Here is a 23,198-nt window from a genome sequence, read left to right as displayed (position 1 = left end):
GCGTGAGCCAGCCGCTTGTGCTCGATCACCGCGCCCTGATCGACTTCCGCGAGCTGGTCGTAGCGCCGGCACGCCAGCACCTCACCATCGGCACGGATCTCGATGCGCCCGTCCGGGTACTCCCACACGTCAATGTAGCGGTGAACCAGCGCGCGGTTGGCCGGCGTGTCTTCCAGCAGGTACATGACCCGGTCGTATTGCACCGTCAGTGACTTCGTCACACGGCGCGTCTCGCGCCAGGTCATCAGCCGGTCCAGATCCTCATCGTCACGCAACGGCCGGTGTGCGTCGAACGTGCTTCTCGGCGGCTTCGCGAAACGCGCGTTGTAGGCCGCGATAAAGCAGGGCGCGTACGCGTTGGCGTCAGCGACCGTGCTGATGCCCTTCAGGCGCAACTCCTTGACGAGCCGGTCCTGCAGCGTCAGGTGCGCACGCTCCACACGACCCTTCGCGGAACTCGAGTTCGCGCAGAACGTATCGATGTTCAGTTCGTACATCGCGCGGCCAAAGTGCGTCACGCTGCGCCCCGTCTTGCCGGCGCACGTGCTGCGGAACACGCTCGCGCGGTCGCTGTAGAACGCCACGGGCTTGCCATGGCGCTCGAGGTACGCGCGCGTCGCCTCGAAATAGCTGAAGGTCGACTCGGTGGCCGTGAAGTGCAGCTGCATCAGCCGGCTGGTCGCATCATCGACATACACCAGCAGCGTGCAGGCCGGCGCGCGGTCCTCGAACCAGCGGTGATCGCTGCCGTCGATCTGCACCAGTTCGCCCAGGCAGGCGCGCCGCGCCCGTGGCTGGTAGAGCTTCGGCGGACGCTGTTTGCGCGGCACCCACAGTCCGCCCTCGGTCATCAGTCGCCTGACCGTCTCCTTGGCCAGCCGGATGCCGTGACATTCCTCGAGCTTCTCGCGCGCCAGCGTCGGCCCAAAATCCGCGTAGCGCTCGCGGACGATCGTCAGGGCCCGCACCGCCAGCCCTGCGTCGAGCTTGCGGTTACCCGGTCGGCCACGTCTGCCGGAGGCCACGCCGGACGGCCCACGCTCCCGATACCGGGTCACCAGACGTTCGACCTGGCGCACGGTCAGGCCCAGCCGTTCGGCGGCACGGCCGGGCTTCAGGCCGATCTCAACGATGGCCTGGATAACCTTCAGCCTGTCCAGTTCGCGCATGCTCAGACTCACCAGTGTGGTGTCCGGCTTCATGGCTGGCTCCCGCATGGTTGCAGCACGGTGCCAGCTTGCCAGCGTTCAGAAACACGACATCTGTAAATAGCCAGAACACGACATTAGGATAGAGCCGCTACACGATTTGTTGTTGATAATTTATCTTATGTCAAATCACAAAACGACATGAACCCTCACCACCAGCCTTCCGTTTATGCATCCTTCATCCCCATCGAATCCCGCGGCGCATGACGCGAGTCGTCGAAGCTTTTCTGCAGCCAGTCGTTTGCCCAGTCGGTCGCATACTGAACGGCATCCTGGCGAAGATCGAAACCCGCCAGATCACCGCTCATATGGATGAACGGCTGGCCGTCCGGCAGCGGGCCACTGATCATGGCGTGAGCCATGTATTCGCCATCGGCTCGACGTGGCGTAGGGTCTATTCGAAACAGTGCAGAATCGAGATACATACAACGCTCCCATCGCGCGCCGCGCGAATACACAGTCCGTTTTCAGCAAACTCGCGGCGTGCGTATCATCAATGCACACCAACCAACAAAGCCAGGCATCCGTCATCAATCGAAGCACGCCCGCGATGCACGGTAGAACCATCGAACACCGCGCACCATCGGCTACTCACACTTCGGCATCCCAGATGGTTCGGCCCGAAGGGCACGCATCGATGAGATGTTCGGCATAAGCCGTCGACGCCCTTCTCGCATCGCCGATGTTTTCAAAGCCGTGTTCAACCTTGAGCTGAAAAACGCGGCTGCGCCCTTCCACTTCCTTCTGCCCTGGTTCGTTGATCCGGACAGCGGCATCGAAGCCCTGATCGTAGCTGTGCCCCGTTCCCGCCATCGTGCGTTGACGCGGATAGACGAGCAGACGAACTTCAAGCCCCCTGTACAGATAGGCAGCGGCTTCCATGAGACACCTCTTTAACCGCGATGTGCGGCGAAGATCATGCAGGTGGGACGAGCGCGGACCCAATGGCCGCGTCGCGATCGGCGCACACGCGACTGTCGGGCGACAGCGTTGCGGTGCATTCAGGCGGGCGATATAACGGAAATGAAAACCGAAATGAGCGCGAGGTGCGAGGACTCAGTCCATCGTACGCGCATTCAGGCATTTGTACAGCGAAACTTTGCTTTCCACCCGCCTGAAACGGGCATCTCACGTAGACGCCGATGCCCGCCCGAATGCGCAGCGCGAGGGCCATGCATGGAGTACCATGGCGCGGCGACTCATCGATCCGTCAGTTCACCCAACGCCGGCAATGACCCGCCTGGGCGAACCGGTTTTCGCGCCCTTGCTGGTCAAGCCCGTTTTGCTCGATACGCGTCCCGAGCACATCAACGCGTTGCTCGCCGGGCTCTGAAAAATACCGGCCGCCCCCACCAGGCAGATCGGTTGATGGGTGAGTCCGAACGACACCCGCAAAGCTGCGTTTCTTGGGGAAGTCATCATGCCGACGACCGAGTCACTGCTGACGCTGGCCGCCTACCTGGAAATATCGCTCGATAACGGCGGCAGCGTGCTCGTGATGCAGATGTGCGACGGCCTCTGTGCGATCTACGTCGGCGACGCGACGAAGGCCCAGGATCAGTGGCGGTATCACGGCGCGATCAGTGCATCGATCGTCGACGACATTCTCAGGCTGACCCGCTGCGGACGTAACCACCTCGAAATTGGCGGCCAGAAGTACCGCTTCGTTCGCAGCGCCGCGCACTTCGAGGATCGGGGCGCGACGGTCTTTGCCGCAGCGTAGCACGCACCCCGCAGCCATTTGTCACTCTGTCACGAGCCCGGCACATATTGCGTAACAGGGTGGGTAAGCGCCTGACGGCGCCGCCCTGCTCCCGCGCGTCGAAATCAATGGCACCGCCCTTGCATTCATCGCACCTCCCATATCGTCCAATCAACGAGGAGGTTCACGATGAGCATCGATCTGACATTCCGCGCCGGTGAAGCCACCGTCTTCGCGGCGCCCGGCCAGGTGACGGACGCCATGCCCGAAATCCTGATCGGCCGCGTAGACGGCCCGGTCGGGCATGCGTTTGCGAACATGATGGCGCAGAGCAAAGGGCACACGGCGATGTTTGCGATTCGCGCCTGCAACCAGATGGTGCGGCCCGCGACGATGATCGTCCCCAAGGTGACGCTGCGCGACATGGCGACTATCGAACTGTTCGGCGGCGTCGTGCAATCGGCCACGGCGGATGCGATCGTCGATTGCCTGATCGAAGGCATCTTGCCGAAAGACCAGGCGAACGAGCTATGCATCGTCAGTCTGGTCTGGATCGATCCGCGCTGCGTCACAGATGCGAATCTCGACAAGAAGGACATGTACCGCACGAACTACGAAGCAACCAAACTCGCGATCCGGCGGGCGATGAGCAACGAACCGGGCGTGGACACGCTGATCGCCAACCGTCATACGATCAAACACGACATGGACGACTGGAGTTGAACGTCGTGCGTCCGGCGACCCGGCCCACCGTGCGATTTCAGAATCGCGCGCGCCCCGCAAAAGCATGACAAGGCGGCTTGCCGCACCATCACGTCACGTCGGTCCGACCTGAGCGCGGCGCCGCGTTTCCCACGCGGCCGCTCCGACCTCTCGTACGACAAACACCCCATGTTCGCGGTACTCTCCTAATCCGGCACCTTTTCTGCCACGACGCAATCCGCAATGGTTTCAACAGGACATGGTCCGATGCCCAACGACATTCCAGAACCCCAAGCCGTCACCACCCCCATCAACCGCAGCGCGATTTTCATCGTTGCCACGCTGGCCCAGGGCGAAGAGCATGCCGCCACCGCGCGCGCATGGTGCGCCGACGTCGCCGCGCTCGTCCGCTCGGTCGGCAAGCGTGTGCCGTCCGGCAACCTGTCGTGCGTGGTCGGCTTCGGTTCCGGCGCGTGGGACACGCTGTTCGGCGCGCCCCGCCCTGCGCAACTGCACCCGTTTCGCGAGTTCGGCCCGAGCGAGCGCCGCGCGATCGCCACGCCGGGCGACATCCTGCTGCATATCCGCGCCGACCAGATGGACCTGTGCTTCGAACTTGCCACGCAACTGGTGAACCGGCTCGGCGAGTCGGTCGAGGTCGTCGACGAAGTGCATGGTTTTCGCTATTTCGATTTGCGCAGCATGGTGGGTTTTGTCGACGGCACCGAGAATCCGACGGGACGCGATGCCGTCGACTTCACGATGATCGGCGACGAAGACCCCGAATTCATATCGGGCAGCTACGTGCTCGTGCAGAAGTACCTGCACGACATGGCGGGCTGGAATGCGCTGTCCGTCGAGACACAGGAGCGCATCATCGGCCGCACGAAGCTTTCCGACATCGAGCTCGACGACGCCGTCAAGCCGACCTCGTCGCATAGTTCGCTGACGACGCTCGTCGAGAACGGACAGGAAGTGAAGATTCTGCGCGACAACATGCCGTTCGGACGGCCCGGCTCCGGCGAGTTCGGCACGTACTTCATCGGCTACGCGCGCTCGCCCGATCCCATCGAAAAGATGCTCGAGAACATGTTCGTCGGACGCCCGCCCGGCAACTACGACCGGCTGCTCGACTTCAGCCGCGCCGCCACGGGCGGACTGTTCTTCGTGCCTTCGGCGACGCTGCTCGAGGCGCTCGCCGATCGCGATCCGCAAGCCGCCAGCACCGCAGCCGACGCAAGCCCGAGCGCGCCGTTCGACCTCCCCGCATCCGCCGGGCCGACTCACAACGGCTCGCTGAACATAGGCTCTTTGAAAGGAACTTCTCAATATGAATAACCTGCATCGCGAGCTTGCCCCGATCTCCAGTGAAGCCTGGTCGCAAATCGAAGAGGAAGTGGCGCGCACTTTCAAACGCTCGGTCGCGGGCCGCCGCGTGGTCGACGTGAAGGGCCCGGGCGGCGTCGATCTGTCCAGCGTCGGCACGGGTCATCAGGCGGCGATCGCGGCCCCGCATCACGGCGTGATCGCGAAGCTGGCCGAGGTCAAGGCGCTCGTGGAGCTGAACGTGCCGTTCGAACTGTCGCGCGACGCGATCGACGCCGTCGAGCGCGGCGCGAACGATTCGGACTGGCAGCCCGCCAAGGATGCCGCGAAGCAACTCGCCTATGCCGAAGACCGCGCGATCTTCGACGGCTACAAGGCCGCGGGGATTGTCGGGATTCGCGAGGGTTCGTCGAACGCGTCGCTCACGCTACCTGCCGATGTCGCCGACTATCCGGATGCGATCGGCGGCGCGCTTCAGCAACTGCGGCTGGCGGGCGTCGATGGACCCTACTCCGTGCTGCTCGGCGCCGACGCGTACACGGCGCTCGGCGAAGCGCGCGATCAGGGCTACCCCGTGCTGGAACACATCAAACGGCTCGTGAACGGCGACATCATCTGGGCACCGGCGATCGAAGGCGGCAGCGTGCTGTCGATGCGCGGCGGCGACTACGAACTGCATCTCGGGCAGGACGTGTCGATTGGCTATCAGAGCCATACGGACTCGGCCGTGCGCCTCTATCTGCGCGAATCGCTGACTTTCCTGATGCTGACGGGCGAAGCGTCGGTGTCGGTGGTGCCGGCGGAATAAGTGTCGAGCTCGGCGCCTCGCGCGCCGAGCCTCAGTTGTCAGCCCCAGAACGCGGCGCGCGCGCCGCAGTCCTATTCCCGAAACCGCGCGCCAGTCCAATCCGCCTTGCGCGCCATCGCGACGAACGCGCTCAGATAATCGATCGCATCGTCCGCCTCGCGTGTGCCCAGAAAAATCTGCTTCGCGATGCCCTTCTTGCCCAGGCGCAGCGGCGTGAGCGGCATCCATCCCGCGTACTCTTCCGCGAGCCAGCGCGGCAGCGCCGCGACGCCCCTGCCGCTCGCGACCATCTGCAGCATGATGTCGGTCGTTTCGATCACCTTGTGCCGTCTCGGCACGACGTTGGCGGGCGTGAGGAACTGCGTGTAAATGTCGAGCCGGTCGGTTTCGACGGGATAGGTGATCAACACCTCCGCCGACAGTTGCTCCGGTGTCACATAAGGCTCGCTGGACAAAGCGTGCCCGTCGGCGACCACCAGCACCTGCTCGTAATCGAACACGGGCTCGAAGCGCAAGCCCGGCTTTTTCAGCGGATCGGGCGTGACGAGCACATCGATGTCATAGCCGAACAGCGCGCCAATGCCGCCGAACTGAAAGCGCTGCTTCACGTCGACATCGACATCCGGCCAGCGCGCGAGATACGGCGACACGACCTTCAGCAGCCACTGGTAGCACGGGTGACATTCCATGCCGATACGCAACGTGCCGCGCTCGCCTTGCGCGTATTGCTTCATGCGTTCTTCCGCGAGCTCGAATTGCGGCAGCAGCCGGTTGGCGAGACCGAGCAGGTACTGGCCCGCCTGCGTGAGACGCATCGAGCGGCCCTCGCGCGTCCACACGGGCGTGCCCAGTTGCTGTTCGAGCTTCTTCACCGTATGGCTCAACGCCGACTGCGTGAGGTTCAGCACGTCGGCGGCGCCTGTGAGCGAACCTTGCCGCTCCACTTCCCGGACCACCATCAGATGACTGCGCTCCAGCATGACTACCTCATGAACAGAATTAATCGTTGTATGAAATAAATCCATTTTTATTCATACATCGAAAATTCTATCATCGCTTCCAGATTCATTATCCGAACGGGGAATAGCGATGGTCACGACACACAATCTGGGTTTTCCGCGCATCGGCGCAAAACGCGAACTGAAATTCGCCCTGGAGAAATACTGGAAGAACGAAGCGACGCGCGATGAGTTGAAGGCCGTCGGCGCACAGCTTCGTCAGCGTCACTGGAAAGATCAGGCGCGTCTGGACTTCGTGCCCGTCGGCGATTTCGCGTTCTACGATCAGGTGCTCGACATGAGCTTCACGCTCGGCAATCTGCCCGAGCGCGTGCGCGGCTTTCACGGCGACACGCTCGACAACGCTTTCCGCGTCGCGCGCGGACGTTCGGCGCAGAACGCGCAAGCGCACGGCGCCTGCTGCGGCGGTGTCGCGGCAGGCGAAATGACCAAGTGGTTCGACACGAACTATCACTACATCGTCCCCGAGTTCGACGCGAACACGCAGTTCTCGCTCGATCCTTCGCGTCTGCTGGAACAGATCAACGAGGCCCGCGCGCTCGGCGTCAACGTGAAGCCCGTCATCATCGGGCCCGTCACGTATCTGTGGCTCGGCAAGGCAAAGGACGACTCCGACAAGCTCGCGCTGCTGCCGCGCCTGCTGCCCGTCTATGCGGCGCTGCTCGACTACTTCACGGCGCAAGGCATCGACTGGGTGCAGATCGACGAGCCGCTGCTCGTGACGGAACTCGACGCGACGTGGCGCGACGCGTTCGTCACCGCCTACGATGCGCTGTCGGCACGCCGCGTCAAACTGCTGCTCGCCACCTACTTCGGGCAGTTGCAGGACAACCTCGAACTCGCGTGCAAGCTGCCCGTCGACGGCCTGCATATCGACGCGATCAATGCACGCGATGAAGTCGCGCAGGTCGCTGCGAAACTCGCGGATGCAACGGTGTTGTCGGTGGGCGTGATCAACGGCCGCAATATCTGGAAGACCGATCTGCACGCAGTCCTCGAATGGCTCGAACCGCTGCACCGCTCGCTCGGCGACCGGCTCTGGATTGCGCCTTCGTGCTCGCTGCTGCATACCCCTGTCGATCTGAACAGCGAACAGAGGCTCGATGCCGACATCAGATCGTGGCTCGCATTCGCGCTACAAAAGCTCGACGAGCTGACGACGCTGGCGGGTGCGCTGAACGACGGGCGCGAGTCGGTGGCCGCTGCGCTCGAAGCGAACGCCGCTGCAATCGAAAGCCGTCGCGTGTCGCCGCGTGTGCACAACCCGGCTGTCAAGGCTGCCGTTGCGCGTATCGACGCGGCGCTCGGCAAGCGCGTGAGCGCTTATCCGCAGCGTGCGGAAAAGCAGTCCGCGATTCTCAACCTGCCTGCGTTCCCGACCACCACGATCGGCTCCTTCCCGCAGACGAGCGACATCCGCCACGCGCGCAGCCAGTACAAGGCGGGCGAACTCGATCAGGCCGGCTACAAGGCCGCGATGGAGCGCGAGATCACGCGCGCCGTGAAAGAACAGGAAGCCCTCGGCCTCGATGTGCTCGTGCATGGCGAAGCCGAACGCAACGACATGGTCGAATACTTCGGCGAGCAACTGGATGGCTACGCGTTCAGCCAGTTCGGCTGGGTGCAGTCGTATGGTTCGCGTTGCGTGAAGCCGCCCATTCTGTTCGGCGACATCAGCCGCCCGAAGGCCATGACCGTCGAATGGACCCGGTATGCGCAGTCGCAAACCACGAAGCCGATGAAAGGCATGCTGACGGGTCCCGTCACGATCCTGAACTGGTCGTTCGTGCGCGACGACCAGCCGCGCGCGGTGTCGTGCCGCCAACTCGCGCTCGCGATCCGCGAAGAAGTGCTGGACCTCGAAAAGGCGGGCGTGCGCGTGATCCAGATCGACGAAGCGGCCCTGCGTGAAGGCCTTCCGTTGCGCCGCTCGCAGTGGAACGAGTATCTGCAATGGGCAGTGGAGTCGTTCCGTATCACCGCGAACGGCGTGCAGGACGAAACGCAGATTCACACCCACATGTGCTATTCGGAGTTCAACGACATCATCGCGTCGATCGCCGACATGGATGCCGACGTGATCACGATCGAAACGTCGCGCTCGGATATGGAACTGCTCGATGCATTCGACGACTTCGACTATCCGAACCAGATCGGGCCGGGCGTGTACGACATTCACTCGCCCAATATTCCGAGTCAGGACCACATCGTGAATCTGATGCAGAAGGCGGCCGGGCGGATTCCTGCGGAACGCTTGTGGGTCAATCCCGATTGCGGCTTGAAGACGCGCGCATGGGATGAAGTGATTCCTGCGCTGAAGAACATGGTGGCGGCTGCGCGAACGCTTCGGCAACGCATCTGACGCATTCGCCGATCTGCGCGGATGACGACAATCGAAGGCCACCCGCGGGTGGCCTTCGACGTTGTTGCTTACGCGGTCTTGAATCGCGCCGCCTCTTCCGATCGCGATGTCGCATGGCCCGCGCTATTGCTCGCTCGCGTAAATCACGAAGCGCCCTCGCCGAAGATCGTTCGAGCCGCGATGTTACCCGCGTCGGGTGTTGTGTTCAGATCGCATCGGCGGGCCGGCGAGCGTCCGTGTCCACGCAGCACACGAGCACTTCCGCCGGTTTTTTCCCCGTGCTCAGATACACGTGTCCAACGGAACTGTCGAAGTACAGGCTATCGCCCGGCTTCAACTGAAACACCGCGCCCGTCTCGAAGCGCAGTTCGAGCGTGCCATCCAGCAGGAACACGAACTCCTCGCCGCTGTGGCGAATATAGTCGGGAAAATCGGCGAGCTTGCGGGCCCGCACGTGCGCGCGCATCGGCACCATGCGCTTGCCGGTGAGGTCGTTGGCGAGCATCCCGTACTCGTAGTTGGGCGTGTCGTAGATCATCTGCTGCCCGGACGCCGTGAACGTCGGCACGATGGGACTCGCACCCGAGCCTCTGGTGTGCTTCGCGCGGCCGAAAATCGCATCGAATTCGAGTTGCAGCGCATGCGCGAGCGCGGCGAACTTGTCGTAGGTCAGCGCGATGTCGCCGCGCTCGGCCTTCGAGATCGTCGACACGGCGATGCCCGACTGCTCCGACAGTTGCATCAGCGTCAGTCCGCGTGCCTTGCGCGCGTCGCGCAGCCGCGCGCCGACCACCTGATGGTCGATCTGCGACGTGGGCTCGACAGGTTCGGATTGCTTGCGTGCGACGGATCTGGCCATGGCGATACTCAGAGATGACAAAGAGTTTTGTCGTATACGAGAATTTATTTTTTCTCGTATATGATAACTCGCATCGATTCCAGTCCCATGCAGTTCCACTCAGGAGCGCTCGACGTGTCAACGCTTGCATTGGAAAAAGCCGGTCTGTCGAAAACCCAGGTCATCGCCGCGACGACGCTCGGCACGGCGCTGGAGTTCTACGACTTCACCATCTACAGCTTTTTCGCGATCCAGATCGGGCAACTGTTCTTCCCGTCCGCGTCGCCCGTGAACCAGTTTCTGCTGTCGATCGGCGTGTTCGGCGTCGGCTTTGTCGTGCGTCCACTGGGCGGCATCGTGATTGGCGCATACGCCGACCGCGCGGGCCGCAAGAAGGCGATGGTGCTGACTATCATGCTGATGGCGCTGAGCTGCGCGCTGATCGCCTGTGCGCCGCCCTATGCGGTGGCGGGAATGGCCGCGCCTTTCATCGTGCTGGCGGCGCGCCTGATACAGGGCTTCGCCGCAGGCGGCGAGTTCGGCCCCGGCACGACGCTGCTGGTCGAATACGCGTCGGACTCGACGCGCGCGTTCTTCGCCAGCTGGAACTTCGCCGCGACCGCGCTGGGCCTCGCGCTCGGCGCGGCCGTCGCGACGCTCGTCAACGTCTCGCTGCCGAAAGACGCGCTGCTCGCATGGGGCTGGCGCATTCCGTTCGTGCTGGGCATCGTCGCGGCGCCCGTCGGCATGCTGATCCGCAGGCGTCTCGAAGAGACGCTCAGCGACGCGTCGTCCGCCAGCACGCATCGCCGCGGCGCGTTGAAAGCGGCGCTCACCACCCATCTGAAGCTGACGATACTCGGCACCTTCGCCGAACTCGGCGGCTCCGTTTCCGTCTACATCACCGCGTTCTTTCTGCCGAGTCATGCGGTTCGCACGCTGCATCTGTCGTCGACGGCGTCTGTTGCTTCGGGCGTGATCAGCTCGCTGGTGCTGTTCGTCGCGGCGCCCGTCGCGGGCAGGCTCGCCGACCGCTTCAGCCGCAAGCGCGTGCTTGTCATATCGCGCGTGACGCTGCTGCTCGCCGTGTATCCCGCCTTCGCGTGGCTGTCGGCGCAGCCTTCGACGTTGACGCTGTGCACCGTGTCCGCGTTTCTCGCGCTGTTCGTCGCCGGGCAGATCGTGCCCGTGCTCGTGATGATCCCCGAACTGTTCCCCAAACATGTGCGTGCGACGGGCATCGCGCTAACCTATGTGGTGAGCGCGTCGTTCTTCGGCGGCTTTTCGCCGTTCGTCGCGAGCTGGCTCGTGGCCCTGACGGGCAACCCGCTCGCGCCTGCGTGGTACGTCGCGGCGGCCTGCGCGGTGTCGCTCGTACCCGTGATCTGGCTGCGCGACCGCACGGGCGAAGCGCTCGACTGAACTCGTCCGTCATCTCGAACAAGCATGAACGAGCATGAACGAGCAGGCACAACCCGGAACCTGAACCATGTCCGCTAACGACGACCTCGTCGCCCGCAACGCCGTCGAATTGCGCCGGATGATCGGCGCGAAAGAGATTTCCCCCGTCGAACTGCTCGAAGCCTGCATCGAGCGGATCGAAATTATCAACCCCGCCGTCAATGCGATCACGGCGACCTGCTACGACGACGCGCGCAAGGCCGCGAAGGCAGCCGAGCGCAAGGTGCTGGACGGCGAGCCGCTCGGGCTGTTGCACGGACTGCCGCTCGGCGTAAAGGACCTCGAAGACACGGCGGGCCTGCTGACCACCTACGGCTCGCCGATGTCGCGCGGCCATGTGCCGTCGCGCGATGTCGTGCTGGTCGAACGGTTGCGCGCGGCAGGCGCGATTCTTGTCGCCAAGACCAACGTGCCCGAACTGGGCGCGGGCGCGAACACGCGCAATCCGGTGTGGGGCGCGACGGGCAATCCGTTCAATCCGGAACTGAACGCGGGCGGCTCATCGGGCGGCTCGGCGGCGGCGCTCGCTTGCGACATGCTGCCCGTCTGCACCGGCTCCGATACGGGCGGCTCGCTGCGCATTCCCGCGTCGAAATGCGGCGTGGTGGGCTTCCGGCCGTCCGCCGGGCTCGTGCCCAACTCGCGCCGGCTGCTGGGCTGGACGCCGATTTCCGTGGTCGGACCGATGGGCCGCGATGTCGAAGAAACGGCATTGCAACTCGCGGCAACGGCGGGCCTCTCGACAGGCGATCCGCTTAGCTACGAAGTCGATCCACTCGGTTTTGCAACGCTGCCTGCGCTCGATCTCGCCACGCTGCGCGTCGGCTATACGGAAGACTTCGGCTGCTGCGACGTCGACGACGGCATCCGCGCCCTCTTCCGCTCACGTATGGCGGCGCTCGCGCCGATGGTGCAAACCTGCGAACCGGTCCAGTTCGATCTCGGCGATGCGCACCGCGCGTTCGACGTGATTCGCGCGGAAAGCTTCGTCGCGGGTTTGCGGGACGCGTATGCGCGCGACCCGGGCGCGCTCGGTCCCAACACGCGCGCGAACTACGAGATGGGCGCGGCGATGACGCTCGCCGACAGCGCGTGGGCACAAGCGGAACAGACGCGGATTTTCCGGCGCTTCCAGTCGGCATTGGACCGTTACGACGTGATCCTGTCGCCGACCACGCCCGTTTCGCCGTTCCCGTGGCGCGAGCTTTACGCGGCGCAGATCAACGGCCGCGCGCAGGAGAACTACTACCGCTGGCTCGCGCTGACCTACGTCGTGACGCTGACGACGCATCCCGCCTTGTCGTTGCCATGCGGCGTCGATGCTGCGGGCATGCCGTTCGGCTTGCAGATCGTCGGGCCGTTTCATGGCGATCTCAAGACGCTGGCCGTCGCGCGCGCGATGGAACAGGCTTTCGACACGCACCCCGCATTGCGCCGCCCGCGTCCCGATCTGGCGCGGCTCGCAAAGCCGAATCCGGCGCTCAAGTCGATTGTCACCGCGCCGCCCATTTTCGATTCCACCGGCGAAGCGCAAGCCGGCACGTCATCCGTCTGACTCATAGCAATCCATCATGTCCAACGAGATCCAACGACTGCAAACCAACGCCCGCATGAGCCAGGTGGTGATCGCCAACGGCGTCGTCCATCTGTCCGGCCAGGTGCCGGACACGGCGGGCGCGTCGATCACCGTGCAGGCGACGCAAATCCTCACGCGCATCGACACGCTGCTCGCAGCCGCGAACGTCGACAAGACTCGCGTGCTCACCGCGAACGTGTGGCTCAGCGACCCGAAGCACTTCGACGAATTCAACGCCGTGTGGGATGCGTGGGTGCCCGCGGGCCACGCGCCGACGCGCGCCTGCGTGCAGGCCCTGCTGATGAAACCGGGCCTCGATGTCGAAATCGCCGTGACGGCGCTCGCATGAGGTCATCGCACGAGGATACGCAGCAATGAAGTTCGATACTGTCGTACTCGGCGGCGGCATGGTGGGCGTGTCGGTTGCCGTGCATCTGCAAAAGCGCGGGCTGACCGTGGCGCTCGTCGATCGCAAGGCGCCGGGCAACGAGACGTCGTTCGGCAACGCGGGGCTGATCCAGCGCGAAGGCGTCTACCCGTATGCGTTTCCGCGCGACGCCAGCACGCTGCTGCGCTACGCGCGCAACCGCTCGCTGGATGTCCGCTATCACTTCAGCGCGATGCCGAAGCTGCTGCCGTTTCTGTACCGCTACTGGCACTACTCGCGCGCGGATCGTCACACGGCCATCGCGCGCTCGTACGCGACGCTGATCGAGCATTGCGTCAGCGAGCATCGGGCGCTGATCGACGCTTCGGGCGCGCAGGCGCTGGTGCGCACGGGCGGCTGGCTGAAAGTGTTTCGCAGCGCGCGCAAGCAGGACGCCGCGTTGCGCGACGTCGAACGCTGGCAAGCTGAGTACGGCGTCACCTTCGACGCACTCGACGCCACGCAACTGCGGCGCGCGGAGCCGTCGCTGAGCCACGCGTTGCTGGGCGCGCTGCGCTACACCGACGCCGAGTCCGTCAGCGATCCCAACGCGCTCGTCACGGCCTACGCGCGTTACTTCGAGCAGCTTGGCGGCCGCGTCTTCATCGGCGATGCGTCGACACTCGAGCCGCACTGGAGCGTCGATACGGATGCGGGCCGTATCGACGCGCAGTCGGCCGTCATCTCGCTCGGACCCTGGTCGGATACCGTCAGCGCGCGTTTCGGCTACCGCCTGCCGCTCGCGGTCAAGCGCGGCTATCACATGCACTACGCGGCGCAGGACGGCGCGAAGCTGAATCAGCCCGTGCTCGACACCGAGATCGGCTACATGATCACGCCGATGGCGCGCGGTATCCGGCTGACCACGGGCGCGGAACTGGCCGCCTGCGACGCGCCCGCGACACCCGTGCAACTGGATGCGATCGAACCCATCGCGCGCGCGACCTTTCCGCTCGGCGCGCGGCTCGACGAGCGTCCGTGGCTCGGCCGCCGACCGTGCACGCCGGACATGATGCCGATCATCGGCCCCGCGACACGCCACAAGGACCTCTGGTTCGCGTTCGGCCATGCGCACCACGGGCTGACGCTCGGGCCCGTCACGGGGCGCCTGCTCGCGGAAATGATGACGGGCGCCGCCACCGTCACCGATCCTCATCCGTTCCGCGCCGATCGCTTCTAGCCCGGCTTCTAGTCCGGCTTCCAGGCGGGCTTCCAGCCTGGCTGGAAGCCCGGTTTGCCGCCCCCGGCGGCGGGCGGTACCATAGGCTCGCCTTTTTCCTGAGGGACAAAAATGAATCCCAAGGTCGACGCCTATATCGGCAAGCTCGAAAAGTGGCGTGAAGAAACAGAAAAACTCCGAGCGATCCTGCTGGAATGCCCCGTCACGGAAGAATTGAAATGGGGCGTTCCCTGCTACACGGTCGACGACAAAAACGTCGTGCTCATTCACGGCTTCAAGGAATACTGCGCGATCCTGTTCGTCAAGGGCGCGTTGCTGAAGGACCCGAAAGGCATCCTGATCCAGCAGACGGAGAACGTGCAGTCGGCCCGGCAGGTACGGTTCACGAGCCTGCAGGAAATCGTCAAGCTGCAAGCGGTTCTGAAGACCTACATCCGCGCTGCGATCGAGGTCGAAAAAGCCGGCCTGAAAGTGGTTCACAAATCGACCGAAGAATTTGAAGTCGCCGAGGAATTCCAGAACAGGCTGGATAAAACGCCCACGCTGAAAAAAGCTTTCGAAGCACTAACGCCCGGACGGCAACGCGCCTATCTGCTCCACTTCTCTTCGGCGAAGCAATCGAAAACACGGGAATCGCGAATCGAAAAATGCCTGCCGATGATTCTCGACGGCAAAGGTCTGAACGACGCGTAAGTCTGCCTGGACGCTCGACAAGCTGCCTCCGGCGGGCAAGCGCCGCGCCAGCGCTCGCCTGCCAAACACAGCGCAAGCAAATTTTGAAGTATTTCCTTAAAAATTTATGTCGATAGGATGCTAACGAATAAAAATCGACATACAATCCCGGCCCATGGTCAATCTCCACCTTCTACGCCGCTCCGTCAGCAGCACGCTGGTCGTCGCCGCGCGCCGCTGGCGCCGCACGAGCCATAGCGTGTTGTCTGCCTACAACGTGTCGGAAGCGTGCGCGGGTCCTCTGCTGACGGCCCATCGCCTGGGCGAGGCCGTGCGTCAGGTGACGCTTGCGGAACACGTGGGGATCGAAGGCCCGTCACTCGTGCGGCTGCTCGATCAGTTGTGCGCGGCGGGCCTCGTGCGCCGCGACGAAGATCCCGACGACAGGCGCGCCAAGACCATCACCCTCACCGACGAAGGCCGCGCCGTCACGGCCCGCATGGAAGAGCGGCTGATGGACCTGCGCGCGCGCGTGCTCAAAGGTGTGAGCCGCGAAGACCTGGAGACGACCCTGCGGGTCCTGAATGCCTTCAATGCGTCGCTGGATGCTACAGTCACCTCCGACAAGGGCGTATCCGACGAGCCAGCCGCAGCCGCACGATCCGGCGGCAAACGCAACGCATAACCGCCATGGCCTATCCCTCAGTCCGCGACTGGCTGTTTTCCGCCAAGACCTTCGCGGCCGCGATGATCGCGCTGTACATCGGCCTGGCGCTCGAACTGCCCCGTCCGTACTGGGCGATGGCGACCGTCTATATCGTCTCGAATCCGTTCGTCGGCGCGACCCGCTCGAAGGCGCTGTACCGCGCGCTCGGCACGGCCCTCGGTGCGGCGGGCGCGGTGCTGATCGTGCCGCCCTTCGTCGAGTCGCCGTTCCTGTTCAGCACGATCGTCGGGCTGTGGACGGGCACGATGCTCTATGTGTCGCTGAACGACCGCACCGCGCGCAGCTATGTGTGCCTGCTCGCCGGCTACACGCTGCCGCTGATCGCGCTGCCCGCCGTCACGAATCCGACCACCGTCTTCGATCTCGCCATCACGCGTACGGAAGAGATCCTGCTCGGGATCGTGGTCGCGAGCATCGTCGGCAGCGTGGTGTTTCCGAGCCGCCTTGCGCCGACGCTGATCGAGCGCACCGACGCGTGGTTCCGCGACGCCGCGTTCTACGCCAGCGAGACGCTGTCCGGCCATATCGCGGGCGCGACGATCTCGGCCTCGCGCCAGCGCCTCGCGGCTACCGTCAACGGGCTCGAATTCCTGCTGAGTCAACTGACCTACGATCACACGCGGCCCGACATCGTGCGCCGGGCGCGCGCCCTGCAGGGCCGCATGCAGATTTTCCTGCCGCTGATATCGTCGATGGCCGATCCGCTGATCGAGCTGGTACGGCAGCGCGGCGCGCATACGCCCGAACTCGAGACACTGCTCGCGGACGTCGCGAAGTGGATCAAGGCGCCCGCGCTCGAAGCCGAACACGCGGACGAGCCCGATCACGAAGCCGAAGCGCTGCGCGCGCGCGTCGATGCGATGCGGCCCTCCGCCCAGGCGCTCGCGAGCTGGGACGGCGCGCTGCTGTCGAACGCGCTGTGGCGTCTGGGCCAGGTCATCGACGTCTGGCGCGACATCCGCTGCCTGCGCGCGGCCATCGTGCACGAAACGGTCCTGTGGCGGCCACACTTTCGCCACTGGCGGCTGGGCGGCACCGAGCGCTACTTCGACTACGGCATGATGCTGTTTTCCACCGCATCGGCCGTCGGCGCGGTGATCGTCGCGTGCGGACTGTGGATCGCGTCGGGCTGGAACGACGGCGCAGCCGCCGTCACGCTCGCCGCCGTCTCCTGCTGCTTCTTCGCGGCGCTCGACGATCCCGCGCCCTCCGTCTTCAAGTTCTTCCTCGCGACCTGCGCGAGCGTCGTGCTCGCCGGGCTGTATGTGTTCGTGGTGCTGCCGCACGTGCACGATTTCGCGATGCTGGTCGTGATCTTCTCCGGGCCGTTCCTCATTATCGGCACGCTGATCCCGAGCCCGCAATTCACGCTCGTGACGTTGCTCACGGCCGTCAACACGGCGACCTTCATCAGCATTCAGAGCGCTTACGAAGCCGACTTCTTCGTGTTTATCAACAGCAATCTGGCGGGCGTCGCGGGCTTGCTGTTCGCCTTCATCTGGACGCGCATCACGCGGCCGTTCGGCGCCGAACTGGCGGCCGGGCGGCTCACGCGGTCCGCATGGGCCGACGTCGTGGTGAGCGCGTCGACGGCGGCGATCGAAGACCAGCGCAATCTGTATTCGCGCATGCTCGACCGGCTGATGCAGCTGCTGCCGCGCCACGCGGCCTCGGACTCGAACCGCCATCCGGCGATCGAAAGCTTCCGCGACTTCCGCGTCGCGCTGAACGCGCTCGACCTCCGGCGCACGCGCCGCAAGCTGACCTACGACCTGCAAGGCTCCATCGATGACGTGCTCGCCGGCGTGCGGCAGTATTTCGAGCAGTGCATCGCGCGTCGCGAACGGCAGCCGGTGCCCGCCGCGCTGATCGAAACGATCGATGCCGCCGTCGCGCAAGTGACCACGCGCAACATCGCGCAGACGCAAGGCGGCGCGCAGCCGGGGCAAGCAGAACCGGGCGCTGCGCCGGCGCCCCCGCCCCCGCCTGTCACGCCGCATGGCGAGCGCTGGCTGCGCGAGACGCTGCACGCGCTGGTCGGCATGCGCCTGTCGCTGTTCCCGCCGCATCCCGCGCCCGGCAGCCATGCGCCGCCACAACCGGAGACCGCAGCCTGATGCGAAACCCCTCTCTCACTTTCTGTCGACGCAAATGATCGGCGAAATCGACATTCTCGGCGTGTTCGTGCCAGCCGTGCTGGTGCTGATGTTCATCGCCTATCTGATGAACCTGGTCGTGCGCAACGTGTTCGCGCGCATCGGCGTTTACCGCTTCATCTGGCACCGTTCCATTTTCGATCTCGGCATCTATGTTCTGCTGCTGGGGCTTGTCGTCATCGTTTCGCACCGGTTCATAACGTGAAAAAAACCTGGTTCTCCGTCGGGCAGATCCTGCTCACCCTTATCGTCGTCGTGATCGCAGCGGCCGTGCTGTGGAAGCTGGTGGACTACTACATGTTCGCGCCGTGGACGCGCGACGGCCACGTGCGTGCGGACGTCATCCAGGTTGCGCCCGACGTATCCGGCCTCATCACCCAGGTGAAAGTCGTCGACAACCAGCAGGTCAAGCAAGGCGAAGTGCTGTTCGTGATCGACCAGGCGCGCTACGCGCTTGCGCTGCGTAACGCGCAAGCCACCGCGCAGCAGCGCCGCGCGACGCTCGATCAGGCGCGCCGCGAAGATGCCCGCAACCGCGCGCTCGGCAATCTCGTCGCGCGCGAAGCAGTCGAGGAGACGCACTCGCGCGTCGAAACGGCCACGGCCGCGCTCGCCGACGCCGAAGTCGCAATCGACACGGCACGCCTGAACCTGCAGCGCACGGTGGTCGTGAGTCCGGTGGACGGCTATCTGAACGATCGCGCGCCGCGTGTGGGCGAATACGTTTCGGCGGGACACGCGGTGCTGTCGGTGGTCGACATGCATTCGTTCCGCGTCGACGGCTACTTCGAGGAAACCAAGCTGCACGGCATCGACATCGGCCAGCCTGTCGACATCAAGGTGATGGGCGAGCCGGGTGTGCTGCGCGGCCATGTGCTGAGCATCGTCGCGGCGATCGAGGACCGCGACCGCCAGCAAAGCCAGAACCTGCTGCCCAACGTGAATCCCGCGTTCAGCTGGGTGCGTCTCGCGCAGCGCATTCCCGTACGCGTTGCGCTCGACGAGGTGCCCGCTGACTTCCGCATGATCGCGGGCCGCACGGCGACGGTGTCGGTGCGCGGCATCGGGCCTTCGATGGGACGCCGCCCGGCGGCCTCGGATGCCGCGGCGGCTTCGGCTGCCTCGCCCGGCGGTGCTTCGACCACGGGCGCGGCCATCGTCGGCACCGCGCCGGCTAGCGCCACCCATTCCGCTTCGGGCGCATCGCAATGAAACGCTTTCCGTCCCTCACGGCGACGCGCGCCGGCCTGGCGTTGCCGCCATCCTTGTTGCCCGCTTTGTTGTCTGTTGCGCTCGCGTTGAACGGCTGCACGACGGTCGGCCCGAACTACAAGCTGCCCGACAACGCGGCAGTCAACGCGCCGTATGCGAACGCGGCCATCGACGGCGCGGACAAGGCGCCCGTCACGCAGCAGGCCGTGCCCTCGAAGTGGTGGCGTCTGTACGACGACCCCGTGCTCGATCAGCTGGTCACCGAGGCGCTGTCATCGAACACCGACCTGCGCGTGGCGGCGGCCAATCTCGCGCGCTCGCGCGCGCAGCTCGACTTCGCGAACGAACAGGGCGGTTTTTCCGGCAAGACCTCGGCGGCCTTTCAGCGCGCGCAGGAATCCGCTGAACAGTACCTGCTGTCGGAAAAGATTCCCGTCGTCAACGAAGGCGCGCTGGATCTGAGCGTGTCGTACGAAATCGATCTGTTCGGCAAGCTGCGGCGCGGCGTCGAGGCCGCGAAGGCCGACGACGAAGCCGTCGAAGCCGCAAGCGATCTCGCGCGCATCACGGTCGTCGCCGACGTCGTGCGCGCCTATGTCGAATCGTGCTCGGCGGCCGAAGAACTGGAGATCGCGCAGCAATCCCTGGCTTTGCAAAAGCAACGTGTCAAGCTCACGCAGCGGCTGCGCGACGCGGGCCGTGGCAACCAGCCCGATGTGACGCGCGGCCAGACGCAGGCCGACACGCTCGCCGCCGACATTCCGCGCTTCATCGCGCGCCGCCGCGCCGCGCAATACCGGCTCGCGATGCTGCTCGCGCGCGCGCCGTCCGATCTGCCGCCCGCCGCCCTCGCCTGCAGCCGGCTGCCGCATCTGAAGCAGCCGATCCCCGTCGGCGACGGCGCGGCGCTGCTCAAGCGCCGGCCCGACGTGCGCCAGGCCGAACGGCTGCTGGCGGCGTCGACGGCCCGCATCGGCGTTGCGACGGCAGCGCTGTATCCGACCGTGAGCATTGGCGCATCGGCGGGCTCGGTGGGCGTCGTCGAAGATCTGTTCGGCCCGACCACGAACCGCTGGGCGTTCGGCCCGTTGATCAGCTGGACATTCCCGATCAACGGCCAGCGCGCGCGCGTTCACGAAGCGGAAGCCGCGACGGGCGGCGCACTCGCGCGCTTCGACGGCGTCGTGCTGAATGCGCTGCGCGAAACGCAGACGAGCCTGTCGACCTACGCATCGGATACGACGCGCGCCGACGCATTGCGCACCGCGTACAAGTCGGCCGTGCAGTCGGCGGATGAAACGCATCGTCTGTATGCTGCGGGCCGCGACACGTTCATCGACGACCTCGACGCGACGCGCACGCTCACCAGCGTCGCGGCGCAGGTGTCGGCGGCCGAAGGCCAGGTTGCCGTCGATCAGGTCAATCTGTTTCTCGCGCTCGGCGGCGGCTGGGAAGAAGACGAAAAGCAGGAGGCCGGCGCGAGCGACAAAGTCGGCGCCAAGGCCGACTGAGCGGTTTCAATCGTCCGTTTCGAAGGCGGTTCCCACGAACCGCTCGATCACGCCATTGAACAGCGCCGGCCGTTGCAGCGGCGCGAAATGGCTGACGTTCGGCAGCACGATCAGTTCGGCGTTCGGGATGGTCTGCGCCAGGTACACGGCGTGTTCCTGCTTGATGAACTCGTCGTGCTCGCCGATTGCGACGGTCACGCGCACGCGGATCTGCGCGAGATCGTCGGCGGAATAATCGGGCTGCGTGCGCTGCATCTCGCTGACGGCGGCAACGAACGCGTCGAACTCTCCTGGCGTTGCCGACAGCGCCTCGTAGTCCGCGCGATGCCGCCTGAAGCAGCCGTCGATGACGGGCGTCGGCACGAATGGCTTCGCGCCGCCCGGGTCCATGTTGCACGCGAAGAAAAACACGCCCGCGACGCGCTGCGGTGCACGGCGGCCGAGAATCAGCGCGGTGCAGGCGCCGTCGCTCCAGCCGATGAAGGCGGCTTTCTGTACTTGCAGCGCGTCCATTACGGCGAGGACATCGGACGCCATCAACTCGTAGCTATACGGTTGTGCATCGTGGGTGCTGCGGCCATGTCCGCGGCTGTCGATCAGGATCGCGCGGCAGCCCGCCGCAACGAGCGCGGGCACCTGATAACCCCAGTTGCCGCGATGCCCAAGGCCGCCATGCAACAGCACCACCGGGTAGCCCGCGCCATATGTGGACCAGGCGATGCGTGCGCCCGCGTTGTCCACGCAACCTTCTTCCTGTGCTTCGGGCAGGGGCGCCGCCCCGTGCGCTTCGAAGTGTTTCAACTCGTCGTCAGATGGCATGCCGATGGCGCTCCGTTGATGAAGGGCTAACGTTTCATTGTGACAGGGCACGCTAGTCGGTGCTGTCGGGCGTCTGCTTCTGCAGCTGCGCAACGTTCACGCGCCGCCGCCCTGCGCCGATGCCCGCGAGCACGACGATCATCCCCAACGCGCCCATCCCGAGCGAGATCGCCACGACGACGGCGCTCATGCGCCCATTCCCCGAAAACATGCCGACCAGCAAGCCCGCCAGCGGCTGCGTCAGATTGTTGAGCATGATGACGACGCCGAGCGTCTTGCCGTAGTCCTTTGCGGGAATGATGGCCTGGCGCACGCTGCGGATATAGATGCTGAACATCTTGTCGAAGCCGACGATCAGCAGAAAGCCCGCGACGTAGCCCCAAATGGAAGGGCTCACGCCAGCCAGCAGCCCGCCCGCGAAAATCGCGAGAAACGACACGAGCCCGAGCGCCTTGCGCGGTATCCGCACGCGGGCGATCAGCAGCAGAATCACGATGGTCGCGATTGCGCCCGCCGTCTGCACGAACGCATAAAACGCATCCGGCCGGCGATGCAGTCCCGTCACCATGGCCGCCGAGGTCGCGAGCGTCACACCGATCACGAGGTTTTCGGCGGCCGCCAGCGCGACCAGCCGGGCCAGCCCCGGCAGCCGCACCACGTGGGCGAGTGCCGTTTTCACGGGCGCGAGCCAGTCGCCGGCCGCATGCCCGTGCGGCGTCCATTCGAAAGCGCTGGCGCGCTGCCAGAACAGGGTTGCGCCATCGGCGGCGAAAAACAGCGCGGCCGCGACGCCGACCACGTATTCCCAGCGCGACCAGCCGAGCAGCAATCCGGCCAGCATTGGGCCGAGGACCACACCGACCTGATCGGCGATTTGCGCATAGGACAGCACCTTCTCGAAGCGCTCGGACTTGAAGACCTGCGGCAGCAGCACTTCGCGAGCGACCAGCCCCTGGCTGGTGAGTGCGCCGCATATGGCGGACAGCGCGATCAGCCAGCCGATTCCGCCTGCTATCGCGAAGCCTGCAATGCCCACGGCGCATGCCATCGCGCGAAACCGCTGGCTCGCGCGCAGCACCACGACGGGCGACATGCGATCGCAGAGTGCGCCGCACACGGGAAACACGAGATAGCGCGGGAACGCCTCGATAAAGAATGCGATGCCTGACCATGTCGTCTGTTGGGTCGTCTGGAAGACGACTAGCGGTACGAGAAATAGCAGGATCTGGTCTGCGAGCCGCGAGAAGAACAGTGACGCGAAGAACGCCTGGTGGTGAGCGCGCATGGGGTTGGTTTTATGCGTTGGACGCGGGGTGGGGGGTGGGTTTTGATTTCGTTGGGGTTTGCATATTGCCTGGGGTTTTCGTTTGCTTTTTGCGATGGCATCCGCGAATTGTTAGCGTGCTTCAGGCGTCGCCCCCGTGCGTTTGCCTTTGAGCTGGCATCCGCGTTACGTTAGCGTGCTTCACGCGTCGCCCCTGTGCGGGGCGGC

22 protein-coding genes are annotated in these 23,198 nt (G+C 64.8%); 15 read left to right on the top strand and 7 right to left on the bottom strand.

Going from position 1 to position 23,198, the window contains the following annotated elements; all coding sequences use genetic code 11:
* The 3 genes from KFO72_RS35305 to KFO72_RS35295 all read right to left on the bottom strand — a co-directional run.
* Window positions 1–1,202, bottom strand: a 1,202-nt coding sequence (locus KFO72_RS35305; RefSeq protein WP_225034032.1) for an ISNCY family transposase, incomplete at its 3' end; no start/stop codon positions are given.
* Between the two features lie 173 nt (window positions 1,203–1,375).
* Entirely contained in the window at window positions 1,376–1,633 is a 258-nt protein-coding gene (locus tag KFO72_RS35300; protein ID WP_225034031.1) for a hypothetical protein, read from the bottom strand.
* A gap of 166 nt (window positions 1,634–1,799) precedes the next feature.
* Entirely contained in the window at window positions 1,800–2,090 is a 291-nt protein-coding gene (locus tag KFO72_RS35295; protein WP_054934807.1) for a hypothetical protein, read from the bottom strand.
* Window positions 2,091–2,628: 538 nt separating this feature from the next.
* On the opposite strand from KFO72_RS35295, the gene KFO72_RS35290 reads away from it, so the two are divergent.
* From KFO72_RS35290 to KFO72_RS35275, 4 genes are all read left to right on the top strand, one after another.
* Window positions 2,629–2,931 (top strand): hypothetical protein, encoded by a 303-nt coding sequence (locus KFO72_RS35290; RefSeq protein ID WP_054934806.1) that lies wholly within the window; start codon window positions 2,629–2,631, stop codon window positions 2,929–2,931.
* A gap of 168 nt (window positions 2,932–3,099) precedes the next feature.
* On the top strand, window positions 3,100–3,633 hold the full coding sequence (gene fae / locus KFO72_RS35285) for a formaldehyde-activating enzyme (protein WP_054934805.1): 534 nt from the start codon (window positions 3,100–3,102) through the stop codon (window positions 3,631–3,633).
* 246 nt (window positions 3,634–3,879) lie between these two features.
* Window positions 3,880–4,950 (top strand): Dyp-type peroxidase, encoded by a 1,071-nt coding sequence (locus KFO72_RS35280; protein ID WP_054934804.1) that lies wholly within the window; start codon window positions 3,880–3,882, stop codon window positions 4,948–4,950.
* Window positions 4,943–5,746, top strand: coding sequence for a family 1 encapsulin nanocompartment shell protein (locus tag KFO72_RS35275; protein ID WP_054934803.1), 804 nt, complete (start codon window positions 4,943–4,945; stop codon window positions 5,744–5,746). The genes KFO72_RS35280 and KFO72_RS35275 overlap by 8 nt, the downstream gene beginning before the upstream one ends.
* Before the next feature lie 71 nt (window positions 5,747–5,817).
* On the opposite strand, the gene KFO72_RS35270 is transcribed toward KFO72_RS35275, so the two are convergent.
* Window positions 5,818–6,771, bottom strand: coding sequence for a LysR family transcriptional regulator (locus KFO72_RS35270; RefSeq protein WP_225034030.1), 954 nt, complete (start codon window positions 6,769–6,771; stop codon window positions 5,818–5,820).
* A 64-nt stretch (window positions 6,772–6,835) separates the two neighbouring features.
* Here KFO72_RS35270 and metE point away from each other — a divergent pair, with 64 nt between their 5' ends.
* Window positions 6,836–9,127: a 5-methyltetrahydropteroyltriglutamate--homocysteine S-methyltransferase gene (gene metE, locus KFO72_RS35265; RefSeq protein ID WP_225034029.1), complete on the top strand. Its 2,292-nt coding sequence runs from the start codon at window positions 6,836–6,838 to the stop codon at window positions 9,125–9,127.
* Window positions 9,128–9,332: 205 nt separating this feature from the next.
* Here metE and KFO72_RS35260 read toward each other — a convergent pair whose 3' ends face one another.
* Complete coding sequence (locus KFO72_RS35260) at window positions 9,333–9,986, bottom strand: helix-turn-helix domain-containing protein (RefSeq protein WP_060602827.1); 654 nt, start codon at window positions 9,984–9,986, stop codon at window positions 9,333–9,335.
* A gap of 114 nt (window positions 9,987–10,100) precedes the next feature.
* Between KFO72_RS35260 and KFO72_RS35255 the strand changes: the two genes are divergently transcribed.
* The 10 genes from KFO72_RS35255 to KFO72_RS35210 all read left to right on the top strand — a co-directional run bounded on the left by KFO72_RS35255 (window position 10,101) and on the right by KFO72_RS35210 (window position 20,887).
* Complete coding sequence (locus KFO72_RS35255; RefSeq protein ID WP_060606747.1) at window positions 10,101–11,387, top strand: MFS transporter; 1,287 nt, start codon at window positions 10,101–10,103, stop codon at window positions 11,385–11,387.
* A 67-nt stretch (window positions 11,388–11,454) separates the two neighbouring features.
* Window positions 11,455–12,981: an amidase gene (locus KFO72_RS35250; protein ID WP_225034028.1), complete on the top strand. Its 1,527-nt coding sequence runs from the start codon at window positions 11,455–11,457 to the stop codon at window positions 12,979–12,981.
* Between the two features lie 16 nt (window positions 12,982–12,997).
* Window positions 12,998–13,351 carry a RidA family protein gene (locus KFO72_RS35245; protein ID WP_054934798.1) on the top strand — a complete coding sequence of 118 codons (354 nt, stop codon included), beginning with the start codon at window positions 12,998–13,000 and terminating at the stop codon, window positions 13,349–13,351.
* A gap of 25 nt (window positions 13,352–13,376) precedes the next feature.
* Window positions 13,377–14,609, top strand: a complete 1,233-nt coding sequence (locus tag KFO72_RS35240) for an NAD(P)/FAD-dependent oxidoreductase (protein WP_062916505.1) — start codon at window positions 13,377–13,379, stop codon at window positions 14,607–14,609.
* A 111-nt stretch (window positions 14,610–14,720) separates the two neighbouring features.
* The gene (locus tag KFO72_RS35235; RefSeq protein ID WP_062916503.1) at window positions 14,721–15,302 is read left to right on the top strand and encodes a YdeI/OmpD-associated family protein; all 582 of its coding nucleotides are present in this window, start codon (window positions 14,721–14,723) and stop codon (window positions 15,300–15,302) included.
* A 154-nt stretch (window positions 15,303–15,456) separates the two neighbouring features.
* On the top strand, window positions 15,457–15,966 hold the full coding sequence (locus KFO72_RS35230) for a MarR family winged helix-turn-helix transcriptional regulator (protein ID WP_107204060.1): 510 nt from the start codon (window positions 15,457–15,459) through the stop codon (window positions 15,964–15,966).
* A gap of 5 nt (window positions 15,967–15,971) precedes the next feature.
* Window positions 15,972–18,125 carry an FUSC family protein gene (locus KFO72_RS35225; RefSeq protein ID WP_225034027.1) on the top strand — a complete coding sequence of 718 codons (2,154 nt, stop codon included), beginning with the start codon at window positions 15,972–15,974 and terminating at the stop codon, window positions 18,123–18,125.
* A gap of 34 nt (window positions 18,126–18,159) precedes the next feature.
* Window positions 18,160–18,369: a DUF1656 domain-containing protein gene (locus KFO72_RS35220; RefSeq protein ID WP_054934793.1), complete on the top strand. Its 210-nt coding sequence runs from the start codon at window positions 18,160–18,162 to the stop codon at window positions 18,367–18,369.
* Window positions 18,366–19,376: an efflux RND transporter periplasmic adaptor subunit gene (locus tag KFO72_RS35215; protein ID WP_225034026.1), complete on the top strand. Its 1,011-nt coding sequence runs from the start codon at window positions 18,366–18,368 to the stop codon at window positions 19,374–19,376. Before KFO72_RS35220 ends, KFO72_RS35215 begins: the two co-directional genes overlap by 4 nt.
* Entirely contained in the window at window positions 19,373–20,887 is a 1,515-nt protein-coding gene (locus tag KFO72_RS35210; RefSeq protein WP_062916495.1) for an efflux transporter outer membrane subunit, read from the top strand. Before KFO72_RS35215 ends, KFO72_RS35210 begins: the two co-directional genes overlap by 4 nt.
* A gap of 6 nt (window positions 20,888–20,893) precedes the next feature.
* Here the strand turns inward: KFO72_RS35210 and KFO72_RS35205 are convergent, their stop codons facing one another.
* Both KFO72_RS35205 and KFO72_RS35200 read right to left on the bottom strand, forming a co-directional pair.
* Window positions 20,894–21,706: an alpha/beta fold hydrolase gene (locus tag KFO72_RS35205; RefSeq protein ID WP_225034025.1), complete on the bottom strand. Its 813-nt coding sequence runs from the start codon at window positions 21,704–21,706 to the stop codon at window positions 20,894–20,896.
* Between the two features lie 52 nt (window positions 21,707–21,758).
* Window positions 21,759–22,991 (bottom strand): MFS transporter, encoded by a 1,233-nt coding sequence (locus KFO72_RS35200; protein ID WP_225034024.1) that lies wholly within the window; start codon window positions 22,989–22,991, stop codon window positions 21,759–21,761.
* Window positions 22,992–23,198: the final 207 nt, after the last annotated feature.

The organism is Paraburkholderia sp. XV (genome assembly GCF_020177535.1).
GTDB classification, from domain to species: domain Bacteria; phylum Pseudomonadota; class Gammaproteobacteria; order Burkholderiales; family Burkholderiaceae; genus Paraburkholderia; species Paraburkholderia caribensis.
The sequence above is the reverse complement of the archived record's forward strand: the minus strand, read 5'-3'. Positions and strand labels throughout refer to the sequence as shown.

Excerpts from the sequence above, each read along its gene's own strand:
- KFO72_RS35300 (WP_225034031.1), bottom strand. The coding sequence starts at position 1,633 with ATGTATCTCGATTCTGCACTGTTTCGAATAGACCCTACGCCACGTCGA.
- KFO72_RS35295 (WP_054934807.1), bottom strand. The coding sequence starts at position 2,090 with ATGGAAGCCGCTGCCTATCTGTACAGGGGGCTTGAAGTTCGTCTGCTC.
- KFO72_RS35290 (WP_054934806.1), top strand. The coding sequence starts at position 2,629 with ATGCCGACGACCGAGTCACTGCTGACGCTGGCCGCCTACCTGGAAATA.
- fae (WP_054934805.1), top strand. The coding sequence starts at position 3,100 with ATGAGCATCGATCTGACATTCCGCGCCGGTGAAGCCACCGTCTTCGCG.
- KFO72_RS35280 (WP_054934804.1), top strand. The coding sequence starts at position 3,880 with ATGCCCAACGACATTCCAGAACCCCAAGCCGTCACCACCCCCATCAAC.
- KFO72_RS35275 (WP_054934803.1), top strand. The coding sequence starts at position 4,943 with ATGAATAACCTGCATCGCGAGCTTGCCCCGATCTCCAGTGAAGCCTGG.
- KFO72_RS35270 (WP_225034030.1), bottom strand. The coding sequence starts at position 6,771 with ATGGATTTATTTCATACAACGATTAATTCTGTTCATGAGGTAGTCATG.
- metE (WP_225034029.1), top strand. The coding sequence starts at position 6,836 with ATGGTCACGACACACAATCTGGGTTTTCCGCGCATCGGCGCAAAACGC.
- KFO72_RS35260 (WP_060602827.1), bottom strand. The coding sequence starts at position 9,986 with ATGGCCAGATCCGTCGCACGCAAGCAATCCGAACCTGTCGAGCCCACG.
- KFO72_RS35250 (WP_225034028.1), top strand. The coding sequence starts at position 11,455 with ATGTCCGCTAACGACGACCTCGTCGCCCGCAACGCCGTCGAATTGCGC.
- KFO72_RS35245 (WP_054934798.1), top strand. The coding sequence starts at position 12,998 with ATGTCCAACGAGATCCAACGACTGCAAACCAACGCCCGCATGAGCCAG.
- KFO72_RS35240 (WP_062916505.1), top strand. The coding sequence starts at position 13,377 with ATGAAGTTCGATACTGTCGTACTCGGCGGCGGCATGGTGGGCGTGTCG.
- KFO72_RS35235 (WP_062916503.1), top strand. The coding sequence starts at position 14,721 with ATGAATCCCAAGGTCGACGCCTATATCGGCAAGCTCGAAAAGTGGCGT.
- KFO72_RS35230 (WP_107204060.1), top strand. The coding sequence starts at position 15,457 with ATGGTCAATCTCCACCTTCTACGCCGCTCCGTCAGCAGCACGCTGGTC.
- KFO72_RS35225 (WP_225034027.1), top strand. The coding sequence starts at position 15,972 with ATGGCCTATCCCTCAGTCCGCGACTGGCTGTTTTCCGCCAAGACCTTC.
- KFO72_RS35220 (WP_054934793.1), top strand. The coding sequence starts at position 18,160 with ATGATCGGCGAAATCGACATTCTCGGCGTGTTCGTGCCAGCCGTGCTG.
- KFO72_RS35210 (WP_062916495.1), top strand. The coding sequence starts at position 19,373 with ATGAAACGCTTTCCGTCCCTCACGGCGACGCGCGCCGGCCTGGCGTTG.
- KFO72_RS35205 (WP_225034025.1), bottom strand. The coding sequence starts at position 21,706 with ATGCCATCTGACGACGAGTTGAAACACTTCGAAGCGCACGGGGCGGCG.
- KFO72_RS35200 (WP_225034024.1), bottom strand. The coding sequence starts at position 22,991 with ATGCGCGCTCACCACCAGGCGTTCTTCGCGTCACTGTTCTTCTCGCGG.